Source organism: Gammaproteobacteria bacterium, assembly GCA_037388465.1.
GTDB lineage: Bacteria > Pseudomonadota > Gammaproteobacteria > SpSt-1174 > SpSt-1174 > JARRKE01.
The window spans coordinates 71,071-94,184 of the sequence record JARRKE010000002.1; the positions used below are offsets into that span (position 1 = coordinate 71,071).

The window sequence follows — 23,114 nt, forward strand, 5'->3', positions numbered from 1 at the left end:
GCATCATGACACAACAGCCGTGGTACAACCTGAGTGCCGAAAAGGCGCTGGCGGCCCTGTCGTCCACGCCGGACGGCCTCGCCGTCGAGGAAATCGCGCGCCGTCGTGAGACCTACGGTTTCAATCGTTTGCCGCCGCCCGCCCGCCGCTCCGCCTTGCGCCGCTTTGCGGAGCAGTTCAACAACCTGCTGATCTACGTCCTGCTCGCCGCCGCCGCGGTCACCGCCTCGCTCACCGAATGGGTGGATACTGGCGTGATCATCGGCGTGGTCGTCATCAATGCGCTGATAGGTTTTATCCAGGAAGGCAAGGCCGAGCACGCCCTGGAGGCCATCGCCGGTCTGCTTTCGCCGCAAGCCGTCGTCAAGCGCGGCGGGCGCCTGATCACCATTCCTGCGGAAGAACTGGTCCCCGGCGATATTGTTCTGCTCGCACCGGGCGATCGTATTCCCGCCGATCTGCGCCTGCTTGCGGTGCGTGATCTGAGCGTGGACGAGTCGCTGCTGACCGGCGAGTCGTTGCCGGTGGACAAGCACGTCACCGCCGTCGCGGAGGACACCGTACTGGCGGAACGCAGCTGCATGGTCTGGTCCGGCACCCTGGTGACCTACGGCCAGGGAACAGGGATCGTGGCCGCCACCGGCAGCGCCACCGAAATCGGGCGCATCAGTCGCCTGCTGGCCGACGTGCAGACTCTGACCACGCCGTTGCTACGCCGCATGAATGACTTCGCCCGCTGGCTGACGGGCGCGATCCTCGGCCTGGCGGCGCTGACCTTCGTGGGCGGTTATTTCTGGCGCGATTACGGTGCCGTCGACATGTTCATGGCGGCGGTGGGTCTCGCGGTGGCGGCGATCCCCGAAGGTCTGCCGGCGATCATGACCATCACCCTCGCCATCGGCGTGCAACGCATGGCATCACGCAACGCGATCATCCGACAGCTGCCCGCCGTCGAAACTCTGGGCTCGGTGACGGTCATCTGCTCCGACAAGACCGGTACGCTGACTCATAACGAAATGAGCGTGCAGGGTATCGTGGCGAAGGAAATCGAACTGCGCGTGACCGGCAGCGGCTATGATCCGCACGGCGAACTGCTGTGCGGCGAGCAGGTCTGCGAAACCGACCGCTACCCGGTGGTGGAGGAAATCGCGCGCGCCGGCCTGCTTTGCAACGATGCGGATCTGCATCAGGCCGAGGACGGCTGGAGACATGCCGGCGACCCGACCGAGGTGGCGCTGATCACGCTGGCCCACAAGGCGGGCCTGGAGCCCGATTTCGAACGCGAGAACTGGCCGCGCACGGACGTGATTCCGTTCGCCGCCGAGTACCGCTATATGGCCACCCTACATCACGATCACAGCGGACACGGGTTCATCTATCTCAAGGGTGCGCCGGAGGTCGTGTTGCCGCGCTGCGCCTTCCAGCGCGAGGCCGGCGAGGACGAATCCATCGATCGCGATTTCTGGCAGGCATCGCTCGACCATCTTGCGGCCCAGGGCCAGCGGGTGCTTGCCCTGGCGTTCAAGGTGGCCTCTGACACCCAGCGCGAACTGGACTTCGACGATGTGGAAGGGGGTCTTACCCTGCTGGGGCTGACCGGCCTTGCCGATCCGCCGCGGGCCGAGGCCATCGAGGCCGTGGCGCGCTGTCATCAGGCCGGGGTGCGGGTGAAGATGATTACCGGCGACCATGCGGCTACGGCACGGGCCATCGGTATGCAGATGGGGATCGGTGACGGTGAAAACGTACTCACGGAGGAATCCCTGTGCCGCATGGACGACGATGCGTTGCAGCATGCCGTGGAGGATACCGATGTTTTTGCACGGGTGAGTCCCGAGCAAAAACTGCGCCTCGTGCAGGCCCTGCAAGGCAACGGTCATGTGGTCGCCATGACCGGTGACGGCGTGAACGACGCGCCCGCGCTCAAGCGCGCCGACGTCGGCACCGCCATGGGACTCAAGGGTACCGACGCGGCTAAGCAGGCGGCCGAGATGGTGCTGGCCGACGACAACTTCGCTTCCATCGCCGCCGCGGTGGAGGAAGGGCGCACCATTTACGACAACATCAAAAAATCCATCCTGTTCATCCTGCCCACCAATGCCGCCGAGGCAATGGTGATCGTCGCCGCGATCCTGATGGGGCGTCTGCTGCCCATCACGGCGGTACAGATCCTGTGGGTGAACATGATCACGGCCGTGACGCTCGCACTGTCACTGGCGTTCGAACCGCCCGAACACGGCGTGATGCGCCGCCCGCCGCGCAATCCCGGCGAACCGCTGCTGTCGCGATTTTTGATCTGGCGCATCGTGTTCGTTGCGGCCATTCTCGTCGCAGGCGTATTCGGTCTGTTTCTGTGGGAGCGCGGGCAGGGCGCCTCGATCGAATATGCCCGCACCATCGCGGTGAACACGCTGGTGATGTTCGAGGCCTTCTACCTGCTCAACACCCGTTATATTCGCGAACCGGTGCTGAGCTGGCACGGCCTGTTCGACAATCCCTATGTGTGGATCGCGATCGTCACCGTGACTTTGTTCCAGCTGCTGTATACCTATTTCCCGCCCATGCAGCTGCTGTTTTCGACCCAGCCCATCACCCTCGAGGCCTGGGGCCGCATCGTACTGGTTTCGGCCAGCGTATTCGTGTTGGTGGAGCTGGAGAAATTCATGCTGCCCGGCCACAGCCGCTGAGCCGGCATACCGGGTTTTGATTTTTGCAGGTGTGTCGGGCGGTTCGGCTTCAGGCAGTGAGTCTTTCCAGCGCCTGTGTCGCATAGGCGCACAGCGGCTTGAACTGTGCGAAGCTCAGTTCATCCATGCGGCAAAAGGGGTGGCGGCGGTCAGCGTAGACCAGCCCGTAGGGTTGTCCCTCGGTGAACAGCGAGGCCGCGAAAAACTGATCGGTGTGAATCAGATCGCGGACACGCATGGGTACCAGCTTCCAGGGCTTGTAGTGCTCCGCGCCCTGCATCCAGTACGCCTGTGGTTTTTGCATCAGGCGGGTGAACAGATGCGGTCCGTCCAGCGCCAGCCGGAACCGATTGAAGCGCGGCTCGTAGTCTGTGCCGGCCATCACTGAAGCCGTCAGCGTCGCCTCGTCGCCGCCGGCGTAGATCGCGAACACCACGCGGTTCAGGCCCAGCCCGCGGTGCAGTCCGGTCACCAATGTTCTAGTCACCGCCTGACGGTCGGCGAATTCCCCCTTGGCGAGGCGGATCTTGGTCGCATGCAGCAGGTCGGATCGCGGCGCGAGACAAAAGGGCGGATTGACGGGTTCCTGCGCCTCGACGGACTGCTCCGCCTGGGCGGGAACAGGGTCAATGCCGTAGCGTTCGATGTCGTCATCGAACTGCCGGACGACCTCGTCGATGAACTGCTCCAGTGCCGGCCGTTCCAGTTGCAGATAGTCGGCGGCAACCGATAAATCGTCCCCCAGGCCGGGCAGCCGCCAGGCATGCAGTGCCTGTTGTGCCAGTCTGGCGGCCAGCATGACGCCGACGATACGGGGTTTGGCGGCGCCTTGTGGTTCCATGGACTGGGCGACGAGTTCCGGAAGGCTCCACTGGGCCGCCAGCCTGCGGGCGGTCTGTTCGATGCCCTGTCCGAAGACGACGAACTCGGCTTCCTGTATGGGCGCACCGCCCGCGGTTTCCAGTTCGGTCAGGCTCTCCATCTGCGGTGCATCGCTGACCCACAGCGCCAGATGCCCCAGGTTGTTCAACAAGGCGGCCAGGGCCACCTCACCGGGTTCGAGGTCGTGCTGTTCATAGGCGATGCGCAGGCCGAGTCGTCCGGCCAGGGCGCTTTGCGCAAGCAGTCGACGATAATGCGCCTGCTGTTCGGGTGGCAGGGTCTGCTCCAGCGAGGGCAGCTGTTCGGCCTCGCGAATCATGCCGTTGACACCCAGCATCTGCGCCGCCTGACGCAGGGTCGTCACCGGGTTGGCCAGGTGACGATGCCGGACGGTGCCGACCTGGTGTATCAACGCCACCGCCAGTGCCGTGTCCGTGGCGGCTAAATGTCCCAGCTGTTTGGCCGATAACGTATCCAGATCGGCCAATCTCTTGAGCTCGTTACGCGTCCTGTCCAGGCAGGGTAGTCGGGGTTTGTCCATAGCGGGTCTTGTCTGGTTCGATCATGAGGATAGCCGCACGCAAAATGGCGCGCCATGCAGGAGAGCCTATATCACCACTTGCGGGCTGGCTATCGTCTGTATCGTTTCGCGCGAATACATCGGCATGCACGTTTACACATGCCGGCAGATAGCAGTCGTTGATGTGACAGATCCCGGGGACTTGTCGAGTGAATGCAATTATCGGTTTTGTTCTGGTAGTGGGTAGTGTGGTGGGTGGCTATGTGCTTTCGCATGGCCACCTCGAAGCGTTGCTGCAACCGTTCGAGTTGATGATCATCGGCGGCGCCGCCCTGGGCGCCTTCGTCACCGCCAACCCGATGAGTCTGGTCATCAAGGTTATCAAGGGTGTGCCGTCACTGCTCGGCGGATCGAAATACAACAAGGGCATGTACCTGGAGATGTTCGGGCTGATGTACCAGTTGTTCAACAAGGCCCGCAAGGAAGGCCTCATGTCCATCGAGGCGGATATCGAGGAACCCGAGCAAAGTCCCCTGCTTGGCAATTACCCCAAGATTCTCAAGAATCACCACGCACTGGATTACATCGTCGATTATCTGCGCCTGATCGTGTCCGGTGGCATGAATCCCTTCGAGCTGGACAATCTGATGTCGCTCGAACTCGAGACGCATCACGAGGAATCGCATCTGACCTCCGAGGCCTTGAACCGGGTTGCGGACGGTCTGCCCGGGTTCGGTATCGTGGCGGCGGTGCTGGGCGTGGTGATCACCATGGGCTCGCTCGACAAGCCGCCCCAGGTGATCGGCGAACACGTGGCCGCGGCGCTGGTCGGCACCTTTCTCGGCATTCTGCTGGCCTACGGTTTCGTTGCGCCGCTGTCCGTCGCCCTGGGGCATCGTTCCCGCGAAGAGGCGAATTTCCTCGAGAGCGTCAAGGCCTGCATCCTAGCCCAGGTGCAGGGCTACAGCCCGCAGATCGCCGTGGAGTTCGGTCGCAAGGCCATGTATTCGGCGATTCGTCCGAGCTTCCAGGAGCTGGAAGATTTCCTCAAGGAAAAGCGTTGAGGGATTCCTGAGCGATGGAAGATAAAAAACAGCCGATCATCATCAAGAAAAAGATCGTCAAGGCACACGGGCATCATGGCGGTGCCTGGAAGGTGGCCTATGCCGACTTCGTGACCGCCATGATGGCGTTTTCCGCGGTGCAGGGGCCCGGTGGGGCCAGCACCAGCATGATCAAGTTGGGCGGCACTCAGGATATGACCAGCGGTCCGGTGCAGATGCCGAGTATCGGCGGTTCGCCTGTGCCCGCACCCGCACCGAAGGCGCAGGCGAAGCCGGTTGCCGAACAGCGTGACCAGGCGCGTCTGCAAAGCCTGGAGGTGGAACTCAAAAAGGCCATCGACCACAGCCAGGCGCTCAAGCCGTTCAAGGATCAGCTGCTGATCGACATCACCCCGGAAGGATTGCGGGTGCAGATCGTCGACCGGGAGAATCGCCCGATGTTCGATCTGGGCAGTGCGGTGCTCAAACCCTATGCCCGCACCATTCTGGAAAAAATCGGTGCCTTCCTGAATCGGGTGCCCAACCGGATCAGCATTACCGGCCATACCGATGCCCATGGGTTCCTGTCCGCCGGGACGAGCAACTGGGAACTGTCGACCGAGCGCGCGAACGCCGCGCGCCGTGCCCTGATCCAGGGAACGATGAAGCCGGCCAAGGTCGCGCGCGTGGTCGGGCTGAGCGATACGGTGCTGTTCGACAAGCAACATCCGCTGGCCGCGGTGAACCGCCGCATCAGCATCATCGTGCTCAGCCGCAAGGCCGAGGCCGCGATGCACAAGGGCGATGCCTACGACTATGCACCGAAAGGCGGGTCGGCCGCCGCCGGGCAAACTCCGTCTCCGTCTCCGTCTCCGTCTCCGTCTCCGTCTCCGTCTCCGACTACGGCTCCGTCTCCGACTACGGCTGCGGCATCGACGCACTGACCGCCGCCTGCCCACGGCAGGCGAACCCGCTGTTTATTTCTCGGGATCGCGACGAACCGCCGGCGGCAAGTTTGCCGCCGGCCGGCGAAACTTTGCCGCTTTGCATATCGGTTTGTTCCTAATCGATTGATTTATCGGGATCGACAGGGTTGGCACCTTTCCTGCTTTCGACTGGTTACGGAATTTCTTTAGGGAGCGGACATGCCGCTATCGATCAATCAGGCACTGGGTGTTTTTCCCGAGGCGCTGCGTCTGGAAAGCAAGCGTTCGGAAGTGCTCGCATCGAACATCGCCAACGCCGACACCCCCGGCTACAAGGCGCGCGACCTCGACTTCAAGGCAGCGCTGAATGCGGCCGGCGGGCAGGGCGGACAACTGGCGCTGACGCGTACCAGTGCTGCACATATTGAGCCGGGCGGCACGACGGGCACCCGGCAGGAATTGCTGTACCAGGTACCGTCGCAGCCTTCGTTGGACGGCAACACGGTGGACCTGCAACGCAATCAGGCCGAGTTCGGTCAGACCGCAATGCGTTACGAGGCCACCCTGACCTTTCTGAACGGCCGCATCCAGGGATTGCGGCAGGCGATCAAGGGGCAATAAGCATGGCGCTTTACAACATCTTCGATATCGCCGGTTCCGCGATGACGGCGCAGAGCGTGCGCCTCAACACCGTGGCCAGCAACCTTGCGAATGCTGACGACGTCACCGGCGATGCCAAGTCCGCCTACCGCGCACGCCAGCCGGTCTTCAGTGCCGAACTGCAGAACGCGCAGGGCAATCCGGGCCAGGTGGGCGTACAGGTGGACCGCATCCAGGAGAGCCAGGCGCCGGTGGGACGCCGTTACGAGCCCGGCAATCCGCTCGCCGACAAGAGCGGCTACGTCTACACCAGCAACGTCAACGCCGTCGAACAAATGGCGGACATGATCTCGGCGTCGCGCAGTTATCAGAACAACGTCAACGTGCTGACGACCACGCAGCGTCTGTTGCGTAACACGTTGCAGCTCGGCAAGTAAAAGGAGATCCGCGATGACCGTTTCCACAACGAATACCGACGCCGCGAACAACCTGTTCGCACAACTGGGTTTCAGCAGCGGCAGTTCGTCGGGCGGCAGCGGTTCGGGTTCGGCCGCCGCCATCGGGCAGGAAACCTTCTTCAAGCTCATGGTGACCGAACTGACCAACCAGGATCCCACCAAGCCGGTGGACAGCAAGAATTTCCTGTCCGAGATCGCCCAGTTCAGCTCGGTGGCCGGCATTCAGGACATGCAGAAATCCTTTTCCAGCCTGGCCAGCTCGATGAGCAACAACCAGGCGCTGCAGGCCGCCAGCCTGGTGGGGCGCGATGTGCTGGTTCCCACCGGTCAGGCGCAGCTCGGCGCCAGCGGCGGTTTGAACGGGATGGTCGAGCTTTCCGCGCCGGCCCAGCAGGTCAGCGTCGGCATCTACGGCGCCGGCGGACAGCTGATCAAGCAGTTCGATCTGGGGCCGCAGTCTGCCGGTGCCGTGAACTTCACCTGGGACGGTATCAGCATGGACGGGCAGCAGATGCCGGCGGGCACATACACGGTGCGCGCCAGTGTGCAAAACGACGGCCAGACGCAGGCCGGCACGGTACTGACGCAGGCCCGGGTTTCCAACGTCACGCTGGGCCGCAACGGCGGCCCGGTAACGCTGGGATTGGTCGATGGTGAAACGGTGGACCTGAGCCAGGTCCGGAAAATCAGCTGAACAAGGCTGCGAAACAGGAGATCAAGTCATGTCATTCGGTACTGCATTGACGGGTTTGAATGCCGCCTCCGAGGCGCTCAAGGTAACCGGCAACAACATCGCGAATTCCGGCACCACCGGATTCAAGTCGTCCCGCACCGAGTTCGGTGACATCTATGCCACCGCCTACGGCGGCATCAGCAACAAGGCGATCGGCAATGGCGTGCAGCTGCAGGCGGTCACCCAGCAGTTCACCCAGGGCAACCTGGAAAACACCGGCAACACCCTGGACCTCGCCATCAGCGGCAAGGGCTTCATGACCTTCAGCGACAACGGTTCGCAGGTCTACAGCCGCGCGGGCGCGCTGGAGGTCGATCGCAACGGCTACCTAGTCAACGCCAACGGTCAGCGCCTGCAGGTCTACTCACCGATCAACGCCACGGCCAGCAACCCGACCTTCAACCTGGGCAGCCTGTCCGACCTGCAGCTGTCCACCAATGCCGGACCGCCGCAGGCCACCACCCAGGTCTCCGCGCTGCTGAATCTCAGCGCCAGCGCGCCGGATCTCGGTGCGGGCGCCATCAACACGGCGGATCCGACGACCTACACCTATTCGACGCCGGCCACCATCTACGATTCGCTGGGTTCGCCGCATACCGCGATCTATTACTTCCGCAAGGACACCACCACGCCGGCCACCGTCGCCACGCCCGGTTCCACCACCTGGCAGGTGCTGACACAGGTCGACGGTACGACGGTGACCACGGGCGGCGCCAATCAGGCGACCATCAGCTTCGACGACAACGGCAACCTGACTGCACCCGCATCGGGGCAGATCGCCTACGATCCCTACGCCCCGACCACCGGCGCAGCCGCGATCAACATGAGTCTGGATCTCACCGGCAGCACCATGTTCGGCGACAACAGCAGCGTCAACAGCCTGACCCAGGACGGCTATACCTCGGGACGCCTGTCCGGTCTGGACGTAAGCGGCGACGGCGTCATCTCGGCGCGTTACACCAACGGCCAGTCGCAGGCCCTGGGGCAGGTAGCGCTGGCGGACTTCACCAACCCGCAGGGTCTGCAGCCGCTGGGCAACACGACCTGGGGGCAGACCTACGCCTCGGGCGACGTGCGCCAGGGCGCGCCGGGCAGCGGTTCGTTCGGCCAGATCCAGTCGGGTTCGCTGGAGAACTCCAACGTGGACATCTCCAAGCAACTGGTGGACCTGATCACGGAGCAGCGCAACTTCCAGGCGAATGCGCAGGTGATCACGACCTCCAACGCGGTCACCCAGACCATCATCAACATACGCTGAGACGGCGGCCGGTACTGAATCATGGATCGCATGCTCTACATCGCCATGTCCGGCGCCAAGGAACTGATGCAGGCGCAGGCGGTTAACACCAACAACCTCGCCAATACCAGCACGGTCGGTTTCAAGCGCGACCTGGACGCCTTCCAGGCGGTGCCGATCCAGGGTCCGGGTTACGACAGCCGCGCCTATACCGAGGATGGGGGAGCGGGCACGGACTTCACCCCGGGACCGTTGACGACCACCGGGCGCGCCCTGGACGTGGCCGTCAACGGAAAGGGCTGGATCGCCGTGCAGGCGCCGGACGGCAGCGAGGCCTACACTCGCGCCGGCGAGCTCAAGCTCACCAGCAACGGCCTGCTCACCACCAGTCAGGGTTATCCGGTGCTGGGCAACTCAGGTCCCATCGCGGTGCCGCCCAACCAGCAAATCCACATCGGTCACGACGGCACCATCACCGTGGAGCCCAGCGGACAATTGCCCAGCGCCCTGGCGGTGGTCGATCGCATCAAGCTGGTGAATCCGCCCGCCAGCAATCTGGCCAAGGGTAAGGACGGCCTGATGCATACCCGCGACGGGCAGCTGCCGCCGGTATCCGCCGACGTTTCCATCACCTCCGGCGCGCTGGAGGGCAGCAACGTGAACACGGTGGATTCGATGGTGCGGATGATCGCGCTGGCCCGGCAGTACGAGATGCAGGTCAAGCTGATGAAAACCGCGGAAAACAACGACCAGGCCAGCGCGCAGCTGCTGCAGGCCGGCTGATAGGAGAGGAAAGCAACCATGACACCCGCATTGTGGATCGCCAAGACCGGGCTGGACGCACAGCAGACGCGCATGGACGTCATCGCCAACAATCTGGCGAACGTCAACACCACCGGTTTCAAGAAGGGCCGGGCCTCGTTCGAGGACCTGATCTATCAGAACGTCCGCCAGGCCGGCGCCCAGTCATCGCAGAACACCCAGCTGCCTTCCGGGTTGATGCTCGGCACCGGCGTGCGGGTGGACTCGACGGAAAAGATCTTCACCCAGGGCAACATCGTGCAGACCGGCAACAATCTCGACATGGCGGTGCAGGGGCGCGGTTTTTTCCAGATCCTGATGCCCGACGGCACGGTCGCCTATACGCGCAACGGCTCGTTTCAGCTCGACAGCAACGGACAGGTCGTGGACTCCAGCGGCAACCCGCTGCAGCCCACCATCACCGTGCCGCAGAACACCACCAGCATCACCATCGGTTCCGACGGCACGGTGACGGCCACCGTCGCCGGCAACACTCAGCCCACCCAGCTCGGCACGGTGCAGCTGACCGATTTCATCAATCCCGCCGGCTTGATGCCGATCGGCCAGAACCTGTTCCTGGAAACCGCCGCCAGCGGTCCGCCGCAGACCAGCACGCCCGGACTGAACGGCGTGGGCACCCTGCAGCAGGGATCGCTGGAGAGTTCCAACGTCAACACCGTGGAATCGCTGGTGAACATGATCGAGACGCAGCGCGCCTACGAGATCAACTCCAAGGCGATCGCCACCACCGATCAGATGCTCCAGTACGTCAACAACAACCTCTAAGTCTGACGAGGCAGGTACGAACATGAACGCGGTGAGGATAATCAGGGAGATGGCTGTCGTCGGCATGCTGGCGTTGATGAACGGCTGCGCCAGCATGTCGCCCGGGCCCGCGCCGGGCGACAATCAGCAGTTTGCGGCGACGATGCCCGAGCCGCCCCGTCCACCGGAGCGCAACAACGGTGCGATTTACCAGGTCAGCAACAGCATGCGGCTGTTCTCCGACCAGCGCGCGCATCGGGTGGGCGACATCCTCACCGTGGTGCTGAATGAAAGCACCACGGCCAAGAAGTCGGCGGACACCACCACGGCGCGCGATACCAGCATGGACGTTTCCAATCCCAGCCTGCTCGGCGGCGACGTGGTGTACAACGGCAAGCCGCTGCTCGGTGTCGGCATCAACAGCAAGAATTCCTTCAAGGGTCAGGGCGACAGCTCGCAGAGCAACCAGATGCAGGGCGTGATCGCCGTCACCGTCGCGCAGGTGCTGTCCAACGGCAACCTGGTGGTGCAGGGCGAAAAGTGGGTGGCCCTCAACCAGGGGCGCGAATACATCCGCGTGCGCGGCATCGTGCGCCCCGCCGACATCACGCCGCGGGATACGGTGTTGTCCACGCAGGTGGCCAACGCCGAGATCTCCTACGGTGGCCGCGGCGTCGTCAACGACGCCAACCGCCCTGGCTGGCTGACCCAGTTCATTCAGGCATGGTGGCCGCTGTGAGTCGCCGCGCACGTTTGCTGCTCGGCTGCCTGCTGGCGCTGGCCGGTCTGCTCGGTGCCGCTACCGCGCAGGCCGAACGGGTCAAGGACCTGGCCAGCATCGCCGGGCTGCGCAGCAACCAGCTGGTCGGATACGGCCTGGTGGTCGGCCTGGACGGCACCGGCGATCAGACCAGCCAGACGCCGTTCACGGTCCAGAGCATCATCAACATGCTGCAGAATTTCGGCATCACGGTGCCGTCCAACGTCAATCCGCAGCTCAAGAACGTGGCCGCCGTGATGGTGACCGCCAGCCTGCAGCCGTTCGCCAAGCCCGGCCAGCACATGGACATCACCGTCTCCTCCATCGGCAATGCCAAAAGCCTGCGCGGCGGCACCCTGCTGATGACGCCGCTGCGCGGCGCGAACGGACAGGTCTACGCCATGGCGCAGGGCAATCTGGTGGTCGGCGGATACGGTGCCCAGGGGGCGAGCGGTTCCAGCACCCAGGTCAACACGCTGACCGACGGACTGATTCCGGGCGGCGCCACGGTGGAGCGCAGCGTGCCGACCGCCTTCGATCAGGGCGACAGCATCACCCTGAACCTGCAAAGCCCGGACTTCACCACCGCCGCGCGGCTGACCCAGGCGATCAACCAGACCTTCGGCGCCGGCACCGCACAGGCCGTCGATGCCGCCTCGGTGCAGGTCCGGGTGCCGCAGGCCGCCAGCGACCGGGTGGATTTCGTGTCGGCCCTGGAAAGCCTGGAGGTCGAGCCCGGCGCCGCCCCGGCGCGGGTGGTGGTCAACGCCCGGACCGGCACGGTCATCATCGGCAGCGACGTGCGCGTGCTGCCGGCCGCTGTAGCGCATGGCAACCTCACCGTTACCATCAGCGAGCAGCCGCAGGTCAGCCAGCCGCTGCCGTTTTCGCGCGGCGGGCAGACCGCCGTGGTGTCGCGCTCCGACGTGAAGGCCAAACAGGAAAAGGCGCATGCCTTCGTGTTCCGGCCGGGCGTGTCGTTGGATTCCATCGTGCAGGCCATCAACCGGGTGGGCGCCACCCCGGACGACCTGGTGGCGATTCTGGAAGCCCTGAAAAAGGCGGGCGCCCTGCGGGCCCGGCTGGTCGTGATCTGACATGCCTTACGATGCCTCGCCGACCACGGCCCCCGTGGCCACCGACTTCCAGGGGCTGACGCGCCTGGAGACGGCGGCCCGGGCGCAGAGCCCGCAGGCCAAGGTCGAGGCGGCGCGCCAGTTCGAGGCCCTGTTTATCCAGATGATGCTCAAGTCCATGCGCGACACCGTGCCGCAGGGCGGGCTGTTCGGCAGCCAGCAGCAGCGTCTGTATCGGGGGCTGTACGATCAGCAACTGGCCCTGAACATGGCCCAGGGGGGCGGCCTTGGCCTGCGGGCCATGATTCTGCGCGCCCTGGGCGGGACCGAAGCGGCGCCGACGCCGGTGTCGCCTGCGACGCCCCTGGGGCAGAGCACACAACCGTCACTCGGCGTCACTACGGCGTCCGCCGCTTCGGCCTCGCCGGCCGTGTCCGCCGGCGAGGTACCGCGTACACCCGAGGCGTTCGTCCGGCACATGATGCCGCTCGCCAGCCGGGCGGCCAGACGCCTGGGCGTCGACCCGGCCGTGCTGGTGGCGCAGGCCGCGCTGGAAACCGGTTGGGGACGTCATGTCCCGCAGACCGGTGACGGGCGCAGCAGCCACAACCTGTTCGGTATCAAGACCGATGCGGGTTGGACGGGCGACAAGGCCCGGGTCGCCACGCTCGAATACCGCGACGGGCAACTGACCCGCGAGCAGGCCGCGTTTCGCGCCTATGCCTCGCCGGCGGACTGCTTCGACGACTATGCCGACCTGATCAGCGGCAAACCGCGTTACCGCGCCGCACTGGCTGCGGCCGACCGGCCGGGGGCGTACCTGCAGGCATTGCAGGATGCCGGATATGCGACCGATCCGGCCTATGCGGACAAGATCCAATCCATTCTCAAACGCCCGGCCTTCGCCACCTGGATCGCAGGTATCAAGAATGCCGGACAGCCGCCGTTAACCTGAACGCGGGCGAGAGCCTCACGGTCTATCGGAGTCAAGCATGGCCTCATCGGATATTCTGGGTATCGGTACCTCGGCGCTGCTGGCCTACCAGCGGGCGTTGCAGACGACCAGCCACAATATCGCCAACGTCAATACCGACGGCTACAGCCGTCAACGCGTGGATCAGACCAGCAACGAACCGGCGCTGGCGGGCAATTACTACCTCGGCAGCGGGACGCAGATCGCCGGCGTGCAACGCATGGTCAGCCAGTTCGCCAACAACCAGGTGAACGACGCGACCTCGGCCAACAGCCGCTATCAGACCTACAGCCAGTACGCCGCGCAGGTGGACAACCTGCTGGCCGATTCCAGCGCCGGCCTGCAGCCCGCGCTGCAGGGCTTTTTCGATGCCGTGCACGGCGTGGCGAACGATCCCAACTCGATCCCGGCGCGTCAGGACCTGCTCAGCCAGGCGCAGGTCCTGGTCGGCCGCTTCCAGACCCTGTACCAGCAGATCGACAGCGGCCGTGTCCAGGTCAACAGCGAGCTGACCAACGAGGTCGACACCATCAACGGGCTGGCCACCCAGATCGCGCAGTTGAACAGTCAGATCGTTTCGTCCCCTCAAAATGGTCCGGCCGGCCAGCCGAACGACCTGCTCGACAAGCGCGACGCGCTGCTCAAGCAACTGGCCGGGCACGTCAGCGTCAAGACCGTCACGCAAAGCGACGGTTCGGTGAACGTGATGATCGGCACCGGCCAGGCGCTGGTGGTCGGCGGCAACACCACCCGTTTGGCCGTGCAGGGCGTCAGTGGCGATCCCGGCCAGCTCGACCTGGTGTTCCAGACCAGCAGCGGCAACGTGCCGGTCGGCAACGTGATTGCCGGCGGCAAGCTGGGCGGTCTGCTGGATGCCCGCAATCAGGTGGTGATCCCCGCAGAGAACGCTCTGGGCCGCCTGGCCGTCGGTCTGGCCGAGCAGTTCAATGTCCAGCAGCATCAGGGGGTTGATCTGACCGGCGCTTTCGGCAGCGATTTCTTCACCGTGCCCACGCCGAAGGTGTTTTCGGCCCCGACCAACGCAGCTACCAGTGGCCAGCCCAGCGTGTCGATCAGCGATCCCGCCGCGTTGACCGCCAAGGATTATCAGCTCAGCTACGACGGCAGTAACTGGACGCTCAGAAATGCGACCACCAACCAGACGGTGACCATGACCGGTGCCGGAACCGCAGCCAATCCCTTCGTGGCGGACGGGCTGAGTATTGTGGTGCCGAGCACCGTCACCGCCGGTGACCGATTTCAGATCGAGCCGACGCGGCAGGCCGCACAGTCCATCGGACTGGCCATCGACGATCCGCGCCAGGTCGCGGCCGCCGCCCCGGTGGTCAGTGCCGCGGCCGGAACCAACACGGGCACGGCGACCGTATCGACGGCGCAGGTGACCAACATCGCCGATCCCAATCTGCGCCACGACGTGACCATCACGTTGAACAATCCGCCCAACACCTACACCCTGACCGACAACACCAGCGGTGCGACCGTGACCAACGCGTACAACCCGGCGGGCACGACCGTCGCCTACAACGGCTGGCAGGTCACACTGGGCGGTGCGGCGCAGGCGGGCGACAGCTTTTCGGTCGGCGCGACCGGTCCGGGCGACAACGGCAACGCCCTGGCGCTGGCGGGCATCCAGCAGCAGCGTTACCTGCAGAGTGGTACCGCCACGCTGGGCGATACCTACAGTCAGCTCGTCGCGCAGGTCGGCAGCAACACGCAGGCTGCGCAGAGCAACGCCGCCACCCAGCAGTCGCTGCTCGATCAGGCAACCTCCATCCAGCAATCCATTTCGGGGGTGAATCTGGATGAAGAGGCGGCCCAGCTGGTCAAGTATCAGCAGGCGTACCAGGCGTCGGCGAAGGTGATCTCCACTGCCAACACGCTGTTCCAGTCCCTGTTGTCCGCAGTGCGCGGAGGTTGACGGTCATGCGTATCTCGACCAGTGAAAGCTACGCCCTCGGTATCAGCCTGATCCTGGACAAGCAAAGCCAGCTGGCCCAAACCCAGCAGCAGCTGTCCACCGGCAAGCGCATCGTCAATCCGGCCGACGATCCGGCGGGTGCAGCACAGGCGCTCGACCTGCAAAGCGCCATCGACACCAATACCCAGTACACGCACAACGGCGATGCGGCCACGGCCCGGCTCAACCTGGAACAAAGTGCGCTCGGCCAGGTGAGCAACGCACTGCAGCGCGTGCGTACCCTGGTGTTGCAGGCCAACAATGATTCTCAAACGGACGAAAGCCGGGCGAGCATCGCCAGCGAACTGAGCCAGTCGCTCAAGCAGCTGGTCTCCCTGGGCAATACCCGCGATGCAAACGGCGAATACATTTTCGCCGGCTCACAAACCACCACGCAGCCGTTTTCCATCAAACCCGGTGGTGGGTTTGCCTATGCGGGCGACAATGCCCAGCGTTTTTTGCAGATCGACGCCAACCGCACACTAGCCACCAACGATCCCGGCAGCAGCGTGTTCATGCAGATCCTCAACGGCAACGGCGATTTCACCGCGACCGCTGCGGCGACCAACACCGGCACCGGCGTCATCGACCCCGGGCAGGTGATCGATGCCTCTGCCTATACGCACGACACCTATCAGCTGCAGTTCGTGAACGGCAATACCTATAACGTGGTCGATACCACGACCGGTACCACGCTGCTCAGCAATCAGACCTATCAAGGCGGCGAATCGATCAGCTTTGCCGGGATCCAGACATCCATCAAAGGCGCACCGGCGGCAGGCGACATTTTCACCATCGCGCCCAGCCAGCAGCAGGATCTGTTTCAGACGGTGCAGAACGTCATCGATACCCTGAATACGCCGACCGGCAGTCCCGCCAGTCTGGCGAAACTGCACAACAACATAAACCAGGGTCTGGTGGCGCTCGATCAGGGTCTGGGACGAATGGTCAATGTGCAGGCGGCGGTGGGTTCACGGCTGACTTCCGTGCAGAGCCAGCAACAGCTTCAGCAGGACTGGGGCGTGCAGCTCAAGACGGCGCAGTCAGGCATACAGGATCTCGATTACGCCAAGGCGGTCAGTCAGCTGAACCTGCAGCTGACCGGCCTGCAGGCCGCGCAGAAGACCTACCTCCAGGTGCAGGGACTGTCGTTGTTCAAGTATTTGTGAAGACGAACGGTGATCGACATGCGTTCGGTTTCAGGCAGGTGAATATCCTAAAAGCGTCCGGAGAGACGCTTCGAAAATAAAGGTGCGGTACGCATCGCGGGTTTGGCGATGATCCGCGCCGGAGAACGGGGTTGAGAATGATACGTTTCATCGGCAGCAGTTTACGCAACAAATTGATCGTGATTACAGGCTCGGGAACGGTATTGTTGTTGGGTTCCTCCCTGTATGGACTGTGGGTGGCATCAAGCGGGTTGCATGACATCGCCCACTATCAGAAAGGTCATACCAGCCTGCCGGCTATCCAGGCCATCGCGCAGCACGCCGAGGACAGGATCTCCCTGAGCATGGCGTTGATGGGGGTCGCGATCGTCATCTCGTTTATCTGGTTCATGTATTTCATGCGGCGCTCGATCCTGCGCCCGACCGCCGCGCTGGTGCAGGACCTGCAGCGGCTCGCCGACGGCGACTTCACTCATTCCGTAGAAGTCATCACCCGTGACGAATTGGGCCGCATCGCGGAAAGCGCCGGCGGCATGCAGCGGCACCTGGGCAGTATGATCGGGCAGGTGCGCGACGCCGCCGACGAGGTCTGCAGGTCGGTGTTGAGGTTGCGCGAAATCACCGAATCAACGGAATCGTCCCTGTCGCAACAGGACATGGAACTCGACCAGGTGGCGACGGCCATGAATCAGATGGCGGCGACCAGTCAGGAGGTTTCGCGTCATGCAGCGGATACGGCCAAGGCCACGCATGATGCCCAGGAACTGTCGCATCAGGGGGCGCTCGCCTCGACGTCGGCGATGACCGGTATCGACAGTCTGGTGGGGCGGGTGCGCAAGGCCGTGGAACTCATTGGGCGGGTCGAAAAGCAGACCGAGGACATCAGCAAGATTCTGGAGGTGATCACGCAGATCACCGAGCAGACCAACCTGCTGGCGCTGAACGCGGCCATCGAGGCCGCGCGCGCCGGCGAGCAGGGCAGGGGCTTTGCCGTGGTCGCCGACGAAGTACGCTCGCTGGCCAACCGTACCCGCAGCTCGACGGCCGAGATTCAGACCATGATCGAAGGTCTGCAGGGCGGTGCCCGGGAGGCGGTCGAATTCATGGCGCACGTGCGTGAGGACGCCGACAGAAGCGAACAGCAGGTGGAAGAGGCGGCGGAGTCCCTGGGCGAGATCGCGCATGCGATCAAGACCATCGATACCATGAGTACCCAGATCGCGACGGCGGCCGAAGAACAGCGCGCCGTGTCCGAAGAAGTGAACAACAACCTGCTGGTCATCAGCGAAGGCATCGGCAAGCTGCGCACGAGTTCCATGCAGGCCGCCGAGGAGAGTCGTCACCAGGAGAGACTCTCGATCGATGTGACGCAGATCATGGAGCGCTTCCGGCTGGATGACAAACGGGACTGAAGCACGCTCCACAGTCCATTCGTAGCTACAGGGCCTCTTCGCAGCGGAGGCCTTTTCGTCTGTCGGCGTGTGTCGCCGGCCGCCGGTTTTTTGTTTGCCGCGACGTAGCCGTGCGTCGCCGAAAGAGCGCAGAAAATTCTTTACCTGTCCCTAAAGTTCCCTCCCCTAAGGCCGATACGCTGGGTGTAGGCAGTCATTGACTGCACCGACGAATCTCCGCCACGTGGCGGAACGTGTATCGAAACGACTAGCAAGTAACGGAGGTTACAGACATGTCGCTCGTAATCAACACCAACATCGCGTCGATGAACGCGCAAAACAACCTGAGCAAGTCGCAGAGTGCGTTGGATCAGGCGCTGTCCCGTCTGTCCTCCGGTCTGCGTATCAACAGCCCGGCCGACGATCCGGCAGGCTATGCGATCGCTCAGCGTATGACCTCGCAGATCAACGGCTTTAACCAGGCCGTGCGTAATGCGAACGACGGCATCTCTTTCGCCCAGGTTGCGAACGGTGCGCTGAACACCGTCACCGATTCGCTGCAGCGGATTCGTACCCTGGCGATCCAGGCCGCCAACTCCACCAACTCGCCGCAGGACCGCCAGGCCCTCAACTCCGAGGTGCAGCAGTCCATCCAGCAGGTGAACAGCACGGCGCAGTCCACCCAGTTCAACGGCCAATCGATCCTCAACGGCAGCCTGAGCTCGCTGACCTTCCAGGTCGGTGCCAACGCCGGACAGACCATCACCACGCAGGGCCTGGACGTGCGCGGCCAGAACCTGGGTGCATCCTACGGTGACGGCAACAGCGTGCTGACCTCCGAGATCAGCGGTCTCGGCAGCATCACCATCGCGGGCAGCAGCGCCTCCGCCTCGGTGGATCTGAGCAGCGCCACGAGCGTGTCCGACGTCGCCGCCGCGATCAACAACGTGAGCAGCGAAACCGGCGTCTACGCGCAGCGTGCCGACACCACCAAGGGCACCTTCTCCTACACCAACAGCGGCGCGTCCACGATCACCGTCAACGGTGTGGACGTCAGCGTGGCCGCCGGTGCGACGGAAACCGACGTGATCAGCGCCATCAACGCCTACAGCGATCAGACCGGTGTGACCGCCAAGGACAACGGTGGCAACATCGACCTGTCCAACAGCTCGGGCGCCGACATCACGGTGGCGGCTAGCACCACCGACTTCCAGGCCCTGGATTCCACCGGCGCGAACGTCGCGTTGAACGCCGGTGCTGAGACCTTCAGCGCCGGTATCGAGCTGTACACCAAGGTCGGCGGTTCCATCACCGTGACCGACAACGCGGGCCTGGATGCGGCCAAGGTCGGTATCGCTTCGGTGACGGCGAGCAACACCCTGACCCTGAACAGCGCCAGCGTGTCGACCGAGGGCGACGCCAAGAACGCCATCAAGGCGATGGATTTCGCCCTGTCCCAGCTGAGCCGTTTCGGTGGCCAGCTCGGTGCCATGCAGTCGCGCTTCCAGGCGACCATCTCGAACCTGCAGACGGCGTCTCAGAACACCGAGGCCGCCCGTTCGCGCATCCAGGATGCGAACTTCGCTTCCGAAACGGCTTCGCTGAGCCGCGCGAAGATCCTGCAGCAGGCCGGTGTGGCGATGGTGGCTCAGGCCAATGCCCAGCCCCAGATCGCACTTTCACTCCTCAAGTAAGGGCAGGGTAGTACCGTGCCGGGGACATCGGGTCCCCGGCACTTATCCGCTGATTCGTACCTGTAGGTTGTCGATCACGCAGGGGAGGCTTTAACAATGAGTCAGTTCATCAACAACGTCCTGGCCTACGGCAGTCTGACCGGCGTGAATGCGTCCGCCAAATCCCAGGCCACGAATCCCGGCGAATCGAATACCGGCAAGACCTTGCCGGCGGAGAACGGGCAGGGCGGCAAATCGGGGACCGCCAACCTCGAACAGGCCGTCGTTCAGGTTAACGATTATCTGCAGACCCAGCGCCGCAATCTGGAGTTCAGCGTGGACAAGGCCAGCGGCGAGACGGTGATCAAGGTGCGTGACCAGGATAGCGGCAAGGTCATCCGCCAGATTCCTGCCGAATACATGCTGGCACTGGCTCAGTCTTTGCATGAGGCCCAGAAGGTGTCATCCACCGGCCTCAAAATCGAAGGCTGAACGCAACACAGGACAAGCGAATCATGTCGGGAGCCATCAGTTCACCGGGAATCGGTTCAGGGATCGACGTTCAATCCCTGGTCAATCAGCTCTTGCAGGCGGACTTCGGCCCGCAGCAGACCACGCTGAAAAACAAGGCGAGCACGCTGAATGCACAGCTGTCCGCCTTCGGTACGCTAAGCAGCGACGTGTCGAGTATCGGCGACAGCCTGTCGGCACTGAAAGACCTGCAGCTGGGCTATCAGGCCAGCTCCAGCGACAGCGCGGTGTTGACCGCCACCACTGACAGCACGGCCACCGCCGGCAACTACAGTATCAGTGTGACGCAGTTGGCGCAGGCGCAAAGCCTGGCCAGCGCATCCTACAGCGCGCCGACCGATGTCGTCGGGACCGGAACGCTGACCTTCCAGTTCGGCAGCTACGACAACAGCACGACGCCGCCCACGTTCACGGCCAATGCCGCGACGTCGAGCAAGACGATCACGCTCGACAGTTCCAACAACACCCTGCAGGGTGTGGCGACGGCGATCAATCAGGCCAACTTCGGCGTCTCGGCCACCATCGTCAACGATGGCTCGGGTTACCGGTTGGCCCTGACCTCGAAGAGCGGCACGCAAAACGCCCTGCAGATTACCGCCGGCGATCCGTCCCTTGCGGGCCTGGCCTATGCCGGCACGGACAATACCTCCGGCGTGAGCCAGACCGCGGCCGCGCAGGATGCCAAGCTGAGCGTGAATGGCATCGCCATCACCGGACAAAGCAACACCCTGAGCGATGTCGTCCAGGGCGTGACCCTCAATCTCACCGGCATCAGCAGCGGCGTGCCGGTGTCGCTCGATGTCACGCCGGACAGCAGCGCCGTGACGAAAAAGGTCCAGGCCTTCGTCGATGCCTACAACGGTCTGGCCAACGACGTCGGAAAGCTGGCGTCCTACGACAGCAAGACCAAGCAGGCCGGACTGCTGCTCGGCGATCCGACCCTGCGCAATCTGGTCTCCCAGTTTCAAAACGGCGTGGTGCAGAAAATCCCCGGCGCCGGCACCGGCTATGCCACGCTCATGGACCTGGGGGTGACCGCCAACGCCGACGGTACCCTGAGCCTGGACAGCGGCAAGCTGACCGACGCGGTGAACACCGACTACGGCGCCGTGGTGACCGCCCTGCAGGGCGCCGGCAAGCAGCTTGGCACCCTGGTGGACAACATCACCGGCAGCGGCGGCATCCTGACCTCGCGTACCGACACCATCAACACACAGCTCGGCAATATTCAGGATCAGCTGAGCCGGCTGAATACCCGGATGCAGGCCGAACAGCAATCTCTGCTGCAGGAATACGCCGCGATGGACACGCTGGTCGCCAACCTCAAGAGCACGGGGGACTACCTGACCCAGCAGCTTTCGAGCATTGCGGCAATCGGCACCAGTTCGAGCATCAGTTCCTCCAGTGGCGGTTGACGCAAAGCGCACCTCCGTCCACAGACATCATTGACGAGCATCAGCGAAGTGGCCGAGCCACGACAGCCGAAGAGACAGCAGCCATGACACAGCATCCAAACCAAGCCCTGAATGCATACCGACAGGTCGGCCTGGCCGGCCATGTGGCAAGCGGCGAGACCAGTCCGCATACCGTAATCCAGCTTTTGATGGACGGTGCGCTGGACAGAATCTCGACTGCGCGCAGCGCCATGGCGCACCGTGACCTGATGCGCAAGGCCCAGGTGATTCCCGAAGCGATCCGCATCATCGACGGCCTGCGGATCCATCTGGACCACGAACGCGGGGGCGAGCTTGCCGGCAACCTGGCCGCGCTTTACGACTACATGTCGCGGCGCTTGATCGATGCCAACATGAACGACGATCCGCAGGCGCTGGACGAGGTCAGCGGCCTGCTGGGCGAGATCAAGGCCGGTTGGGACGCGATCGCGCCTGCGGCAGCGGACGGGCAGGGTCTATGACGAGCAATCGCGTCAGTCTGCGCGTGACCCGCCTGGCATCCCTGGTCGAGGCTTACCGTGCCCTGCTGGAGACGGCGCAGGGTTCTGCCGAGTGGCAGACGATCCGCGAAAGGGAGGTTGAGCTGCGCCGGCAACTCGAATCCGTGCTGCAGGAACCGCTGCAACGCCATGAGGCCGATGCGGTCCGCATCCAGTTGCAGGAACTGCTGGTGATCAACCACGCCCTCAGCGAGCATATCGAGCGTCAACGCTCGAGGCTGTTCTCGGACATGCGGCACGCCAATCAGGTCCGCCGGGCCGCCGTCGCCTACCGTCATACGGTCATGGGCTGAACGCCGCCCATGCATTATGCTTACCGGCATGGACGTCGTGGATAATCCTCTCGAACAGGGCGTTGTCTATCAGGCATCGTTGCCGGTCGCCTGGCGGCCGCTGACGGAACCGCCTTCGGAAGACCGCCTGCTCAGCCTCAACGAGAGCAACTGCAAGCTGTTGCGGATGCTTTCGGTACTCGATGACCAGCCCCCGGAGATCAAGGACGCCAGTCCCGAGATTGCACAGGAACTGATCCGTCTCGACTCCAAACTCAGCCTCGTTCTCGAACTGGTGAGCGAGGTGCTTGCCCATCAGTTGGATGTCCCCGAACCTACACCCGTCGCCGTTTCCGAGTATGGAATCGAATGGCAGGGCACCGAGCTGCCGGAGGTAAATCGGCACGTTCTGGTGGAGGTTTATCTCAATGTTTTCTTCCCCCGCCCACTAAAGGTGTGCGCAATTGTGAACGCCGTCACAAAACAGGAAAGTGGTACCGCCAAAATACTGGCGCGCTTTTCGGGATTAAGTGAAGATGTTCGTGACGGTCTTGCCAAGCTGATCTTCAGACACCACCGAAGACTGATCGCCAGCCGTCGCAGTGTGTGAGTTTTCCGGCATGACCGGATGGCATGACGACGGATTATTGGCGAAGCCCACGGGCTAGCCTTTCCAAGTTGTGAT

The 23,114-nt window shown here is 63.5% G+C and carries 22 protein-coding genes; 21 read left to right on the forward strand and 1 reads right to left on the reverse strand.

Annotated features, from left to right (window positions below):
* Positions 1 to 5: 5 nt before the first annotated feature.
* Positions 6 to 2,687 carry a cation-transporting P-type ATPase gene (locus P8Y64_00755; GenBank protein ID MEJ2059006.1) on the forward strand — a complete coding sequence of 894 codons (2,682 nt, stop codon included), beginning with the start codon at positions 6 to 8 and terminating at the stop codon, positions 2,685 to 2,687.
* 49 nt (positions 2,688 to 2,736) lie between these two features.
* On the opposite strand, the gene P8Y64_00760 is transcribed toward P8Y64_00755, so the two are convergent.
* Positions 2,737 to 4,110 carry an HDOD domain-containing protein gene (locus tag P8Y64_00760; protein ID MEJ2059007.1) on the reverse strand — a complete coding sequence of 458 codons (1,374 nt, stop codon included), beginning with the start codon at positions 4,108 to 4,110 and terminating at the stop codon, positions 2,737 to 2,739.
* Positions 4,111 to 4,298: 188 nt separating this feature from the next.
* On the opposite strand from P8Y64_00760, the gene motA reads away from it, so the two are divergent.
* The 20 genes from motA to P8Y64_00860 all read left to right on the forward strand — a co-directional run bounded on the left by motA (position 4,299) and on the right by P8Y64_00860 (position 23,039).
* Entirely contained in the window at positions 4,299 to 5,153 is an 855-nt protein-coding gene (gene motA, locus P8Y64_00765; protein ID MEJ2059008.1) for a flagellar motor stator protein MotA, read from the forward strand.
* Positions 5,154 to 5,167: 14 nt separating this feature from the next.
* Positions 5,168 to 6,076 (forward strand): OmpA family protein, encoded by a 909-nt coding sequence (locus P8Y64_00770; protein ID MEJ2059009.1) that lies wholly within the window; start codon positions 5,168 to 5,170, stop codon positions 6,074 to 6,076.
* Between the two features lie 201 nt (positions 6,077 to 6,277).
* Positions 6,278 to 6,679, forward strand: a complete 402-nt coding sequence (flgB, locus tag P8Y64_00775) for a flagellar basal body rod protein FlgB (protein MEJ2059010.1) — start codon at positions 6,278 to 6,280, stop codon at positions 6,677 to 6,679.
* A 2-nt stretch (positions 6,680 to 6,681) separates the two neighbouring features.
* Positions 6,682 to 7,095, forward strand: a complete 414-nt coding sequence (gene flgC, locus P8Y64_00780) for a flagellar basal body rod protein FlgC (protein MEJ2059011.1) — start codon at positions 6,682 to 6,684, stop codon at positions 7,093 to 7,095.
* A gap of 13 nt (positions 7,096 to 7,108) precedes the next feature.
* Positions 7,109 to 7,810 carry a flagellar hook assembly protein FlgD gene (locus P8Y64_00785; protein MEJ2059012.1) on the forward strand — a complete coding sequence of 234 codons (702 nt, stop codon included), beginning with the start codon at positions 7,109 to 7,111 and terminating at the stop codon, positions 7,808 to 7,810.
* 28 nt (positions 7,811 to 7,838) lie between these two features.
* Positions 7,839 to 9,107 (forward strand): flagellar hook protein FlgE, encoded by a 1,269-nt coding sequence (flgE, locus tag P8Y64_00790; GenBank protein MEJ2059013.1) that lies wholly within the window; start codon positions 7,839 to 7,841, stop codon positions 9,105 to 9,107.
* A gap of 21 nt (positions 9,108 to 9,128) precedes the next feature.
* Positions 9,129 to 9,869: a flagellar basal-body rod protein FlgF gene (gene flgF / locus P8Y64_00795; protein ID MEJ2059014.1), complete on the forward strand. Its 741-nt coding sequence runs from the start codon at positions 9,129 to 9,131 to the stop codon at positions 9,867 to 9,869.
* A gap of 18 nt (positions 9,870 to 9,887) precedes the next feature.
* The gene (flgG, locus tag P8Y64_00800) at positions 9,888 to 10,673 is read left to right on the forward strand and encodes a flagellar basal-body rod protein FlgG (GenBank protein ID MEJ2059015.1); all 786 of its coding nucleotides are present in this window, start codon (positions 9,888 to 9,890) and stop codon (positions 10,671 to 10,673) included.
* A 22-nt stretch (positions 10,674 to 10,695) separates the two neighbouring features.
* Positions 10,696 to 11,391 (forward strand): flagellar basal body L-ring protein FlgH, encoded by a 696-nt coding sequence (gene flgH / locus P8Y64_00805; protein MEJ2059016.1) that lies wholly within the window; start codon positions 10,696 to 10,698, stop codon positions 11,389 to 11,391.
* Between the two features lie 17 nt (positions 11,392 to 11,408).
* On the forward strand, positions 11,409 to 12,509 hold the full coding sequence (locus P8Y64_00810) for a flagellar basal body P-ring protein FlgI (GenBank protein MEJ2059017.1): 1,101 nt from the start codon (positions 11,409 to 11,411) through the stop codon (positions 12,507 to 12,509).
* A 1-nt stretch (position 12,510) separates the two neighbouring features.
* Positions 12,511 to 13,443: a flagellar assembly peptidoglycan hydrolase FlgJ gene (gene flgJ / locus P8Y64_00815; GenBank protein MEJ2059018.1), complete on the forward strand. Its 933-nt coding sequence runs from the start codon at positions 12,511 to 12,513 to the stop codon at positions 13,441 to 13,443.
* Between the two features lie 37 nt (positions 13,444 to 13,480).
* Positions 13,481 to 15,400 carry a flagellar hook-associated protein FlgK gene (gene flgK, locus P8Y64_00820; protein ID MEJ2059019.1) on the forward strand — a complete coding sequence of 640 codons (1,920 nt, stop codon included), beginning with the start codon at positions 13,481 to 13,483 and terminating at the stop codon, positions 15,398 to 15,400.
* Between the two features lie 5 nt (positions 15,401 to 15,405).
* Positions 15,406 to 16,608, forward strand: coding sequence for a flagellar hook-associated protein FlgL (gene flgL, locus P8Y64_00825; GenBank protein ID MEJ2059020.1), 1,203 nt, complete (start codon positions 15,406 to 15,408; stop codon positions 16,606 to 16,608).
* Between the two features lie 137 nt (positions 16,609 to 16,745).
* A complete protein-coding gene (locus P8Y64_00830; GenBank protein ID MEJ2059021.1) occupies positions 16,746 to 18,020 on the forward strand; it encodes a methyl-accepting chemotaxis protein in 1,275 nt (424 codons plus the stop codon).
* A 272-nt stretch (positions 18,021 to 18,292) separates the two neighbouring features.
* Positions 18,293 to 19,693: a flagellin gene (locus P8Y64_00835; GenBank protein ID MEJ2059022.1), complete on the forward strand. Its 1,401-nt coding sequence runs from the start codon at positions 18,293 to 18,295 to the stop codon at positions 19,691 to 19,693.
* Between the two features lie 96 nt (positions 19,694 to 19,789).
* Positions 19,790 to 20,164 (forward strand): flagellar protein FlaG, encoded by a 375-nt coding sequence (locus P8Y64_00840; protein ID MEJ2059023.1) that lies wholly within the window; start codon positions 19,790 to 19,792, stop codon positions 20,162 to 20,164.
* Between the two features lie 23 nt (positions 20,165 to 20,187).
* Positions 20,188 to 21,618 (forward strand): flagellar filament capping protein FliD, encoded by a 1,431-nt coding sequence (gene fliD, locus P8Y64_00845; protein MEJ2059024.1) that lies wholly within the window; start codon positions 20,188 to 20,190, stop codon positions 21,616 to 21,618.
* An 83-nt stretch (positions 21,619 to 21,701) separates the two neighbouring features.
* Positions 21,702 to 22,118: a flagellar export chaperone FliS gene (gene fliS / locus P8Y64_00850; protein ID MEJ2059025.1), complete on the forward strand. Its 417-nt coding sequence runs from the start codon at positions 21,702 to 21,704 to the stop codon at positions 22,116 to 22,118.
* Positions 22,115 to 22,450: a hypothetical protein gene (locus P8Y64_00855; protein ID MEJ2059026.1), complete on the forward strand. Its 336-nt coding sequence runs from the start codon at positions 22,115 to 22,117 to the stop codon at positions 22,448 to 22,450. The genes fliS and P8Y64_00855 overlap by 4 nt, the downstream gene beginning before the upstream one ends.
* Positions 22,451 to 22,478: 28 nt before the next feature.
* Positions 22,479 to 23,039, forward strand: a complete 561-nt coding sequence (locus tag P8Y64_00860; protein MEJ2059027.1) for a PilZ domain-containing protein — start codon at positions 22,479 to 22,481, stop codon at positions 23,037 to 23,039.
* The last annotated feature ends 75 nt before the right edge of the window (positions 23,040 to 23,114 follow it).

Coding starts and splice junctions, on each gene's coding strand:
- P8Y64_00755 (MEJ2059006.1), top strand. CDS start 6: ATGACACAACAGCCGTGGTACAACCTGAGTGCCGAAAAGGCGCTGGCG.
- P8Y64_00760 (MEJ2059007.1), bottom strand. CDS start 4,110: ATGGACAAACCCCGACTACCCTGCCTGGACAGGACGCGTAACGAGCTC.
- P8Y64_00770 (MEJ2059009.1), top strand. CDS start 5,168: ATGGAAGATAAAAAACAGCCGATCATCATCAAGAAAAAGATCGTCAAG.
- flgB (MEJ2059010.1), top strand. CDS start 6,278: ATGCCGCTATCGATCAATCAGGCACTGGGTGTTTTTCCCGAGGCGCTG.
- flgC (MEJ2059011.1), top strand. CDS start 6,682: ATGGCGCTTTACAACATCTTCGATATCGCCGGTTCCGCGATGACGGCG.
- P8Y64_00785 (MEJ2059012.1), top strand. CDS start 7,109: ATGACCGTTTCCACAACGAATACCGACGCCGCGAACAACCTGTTCGCA.
- flgE (MEJ2059013.1), top strand. CDS start 7,839: ATGTCATTCGGTACTGCATTGACGGGTTTGAATGCCGCCTCCGAGGCG.
- flgF (MEJ2059014.1), top strand. CDS start 9,129: ATGGATCGCATGCTCTACATCGCCATGTCCGGCGCCAAGGAACTGATG.
- flgG (MEJ2059015.1), top strand. CDS start 9,888: ATGACACCCGCATTGTGGATCGCCAAGACCGGGCTGGACGCACAGCAG.
- flgH (MEJ2059016.1), top strand. CDS start 10,696: ATGAACGCGGTGAGGATAATCAGGGAGATGGCTGTCGTCGGCATGCTG.
- flgJ (MEJ2059018.1), top strand. CDS start 12,511: ATGCCTTACGATGCCTCGCCGACCACGGCCCCCGTGGCCACCGACTTC.
- flgK (MEJ2059019.1), top strand. CDS start 13,481: ATGGCCTCATCGGATATTCTGGGTATCGGTACCTCGGCGCTGCTGGCC.
- flgL (MEJ2059020.1), top strand. CDS start 15,406: ATGCGTATCTCGACCAGTGAAAGCTACGCCCTCGGTATCAGCCTGATC.
- P8Y64_00830 (MEJ2059021.1), top strand. CDS start 16,746: ATGATACGTTTCATCGGCAGCAGTTTACGCAACAAATTGATCGTGATT.
- P8Y64_00835 (MEJ2059022.1), top strand. CDS start 18,293: ATGTCGCTCGTAATCAACACCAACATCGCGTCGATGAACGCGCAAAAC.
- P8Y64_00840 (MEJ2059023.1), top strand. CDS start 19,790: ATGAGTCAGTTCATCAACAACGTCCTGGCCTACGGCAGTCTGACCGGC.
- fliD (MEJ2059024.1), top strand. CDS start 20,188: ATGTCGGGAGCCATCAGTTCACCGGGAATCGGTTCAGGGATCGACGTT.
- fliS (MEJ2059025.1), top strand. CDS start 21,702: ATGACACAGCATCCAAACCAAGCCCTGAATGCATACCGACAGGTCGGC.
- P8Y64_00855 (MEJ2059026.1), top strand. CDS start 22,115: ATGACGAGCAATCGCGTCAGTCTGCGCGTGACCCGCCTGGCATCCCTG.
- P8Y64_00860 (MEJ2059027.1), top strand. CDS start 22,479: ATGGACGTCGTGGATAATCCTCTCGAACAGGGCGTTGTCTATCAGGCA.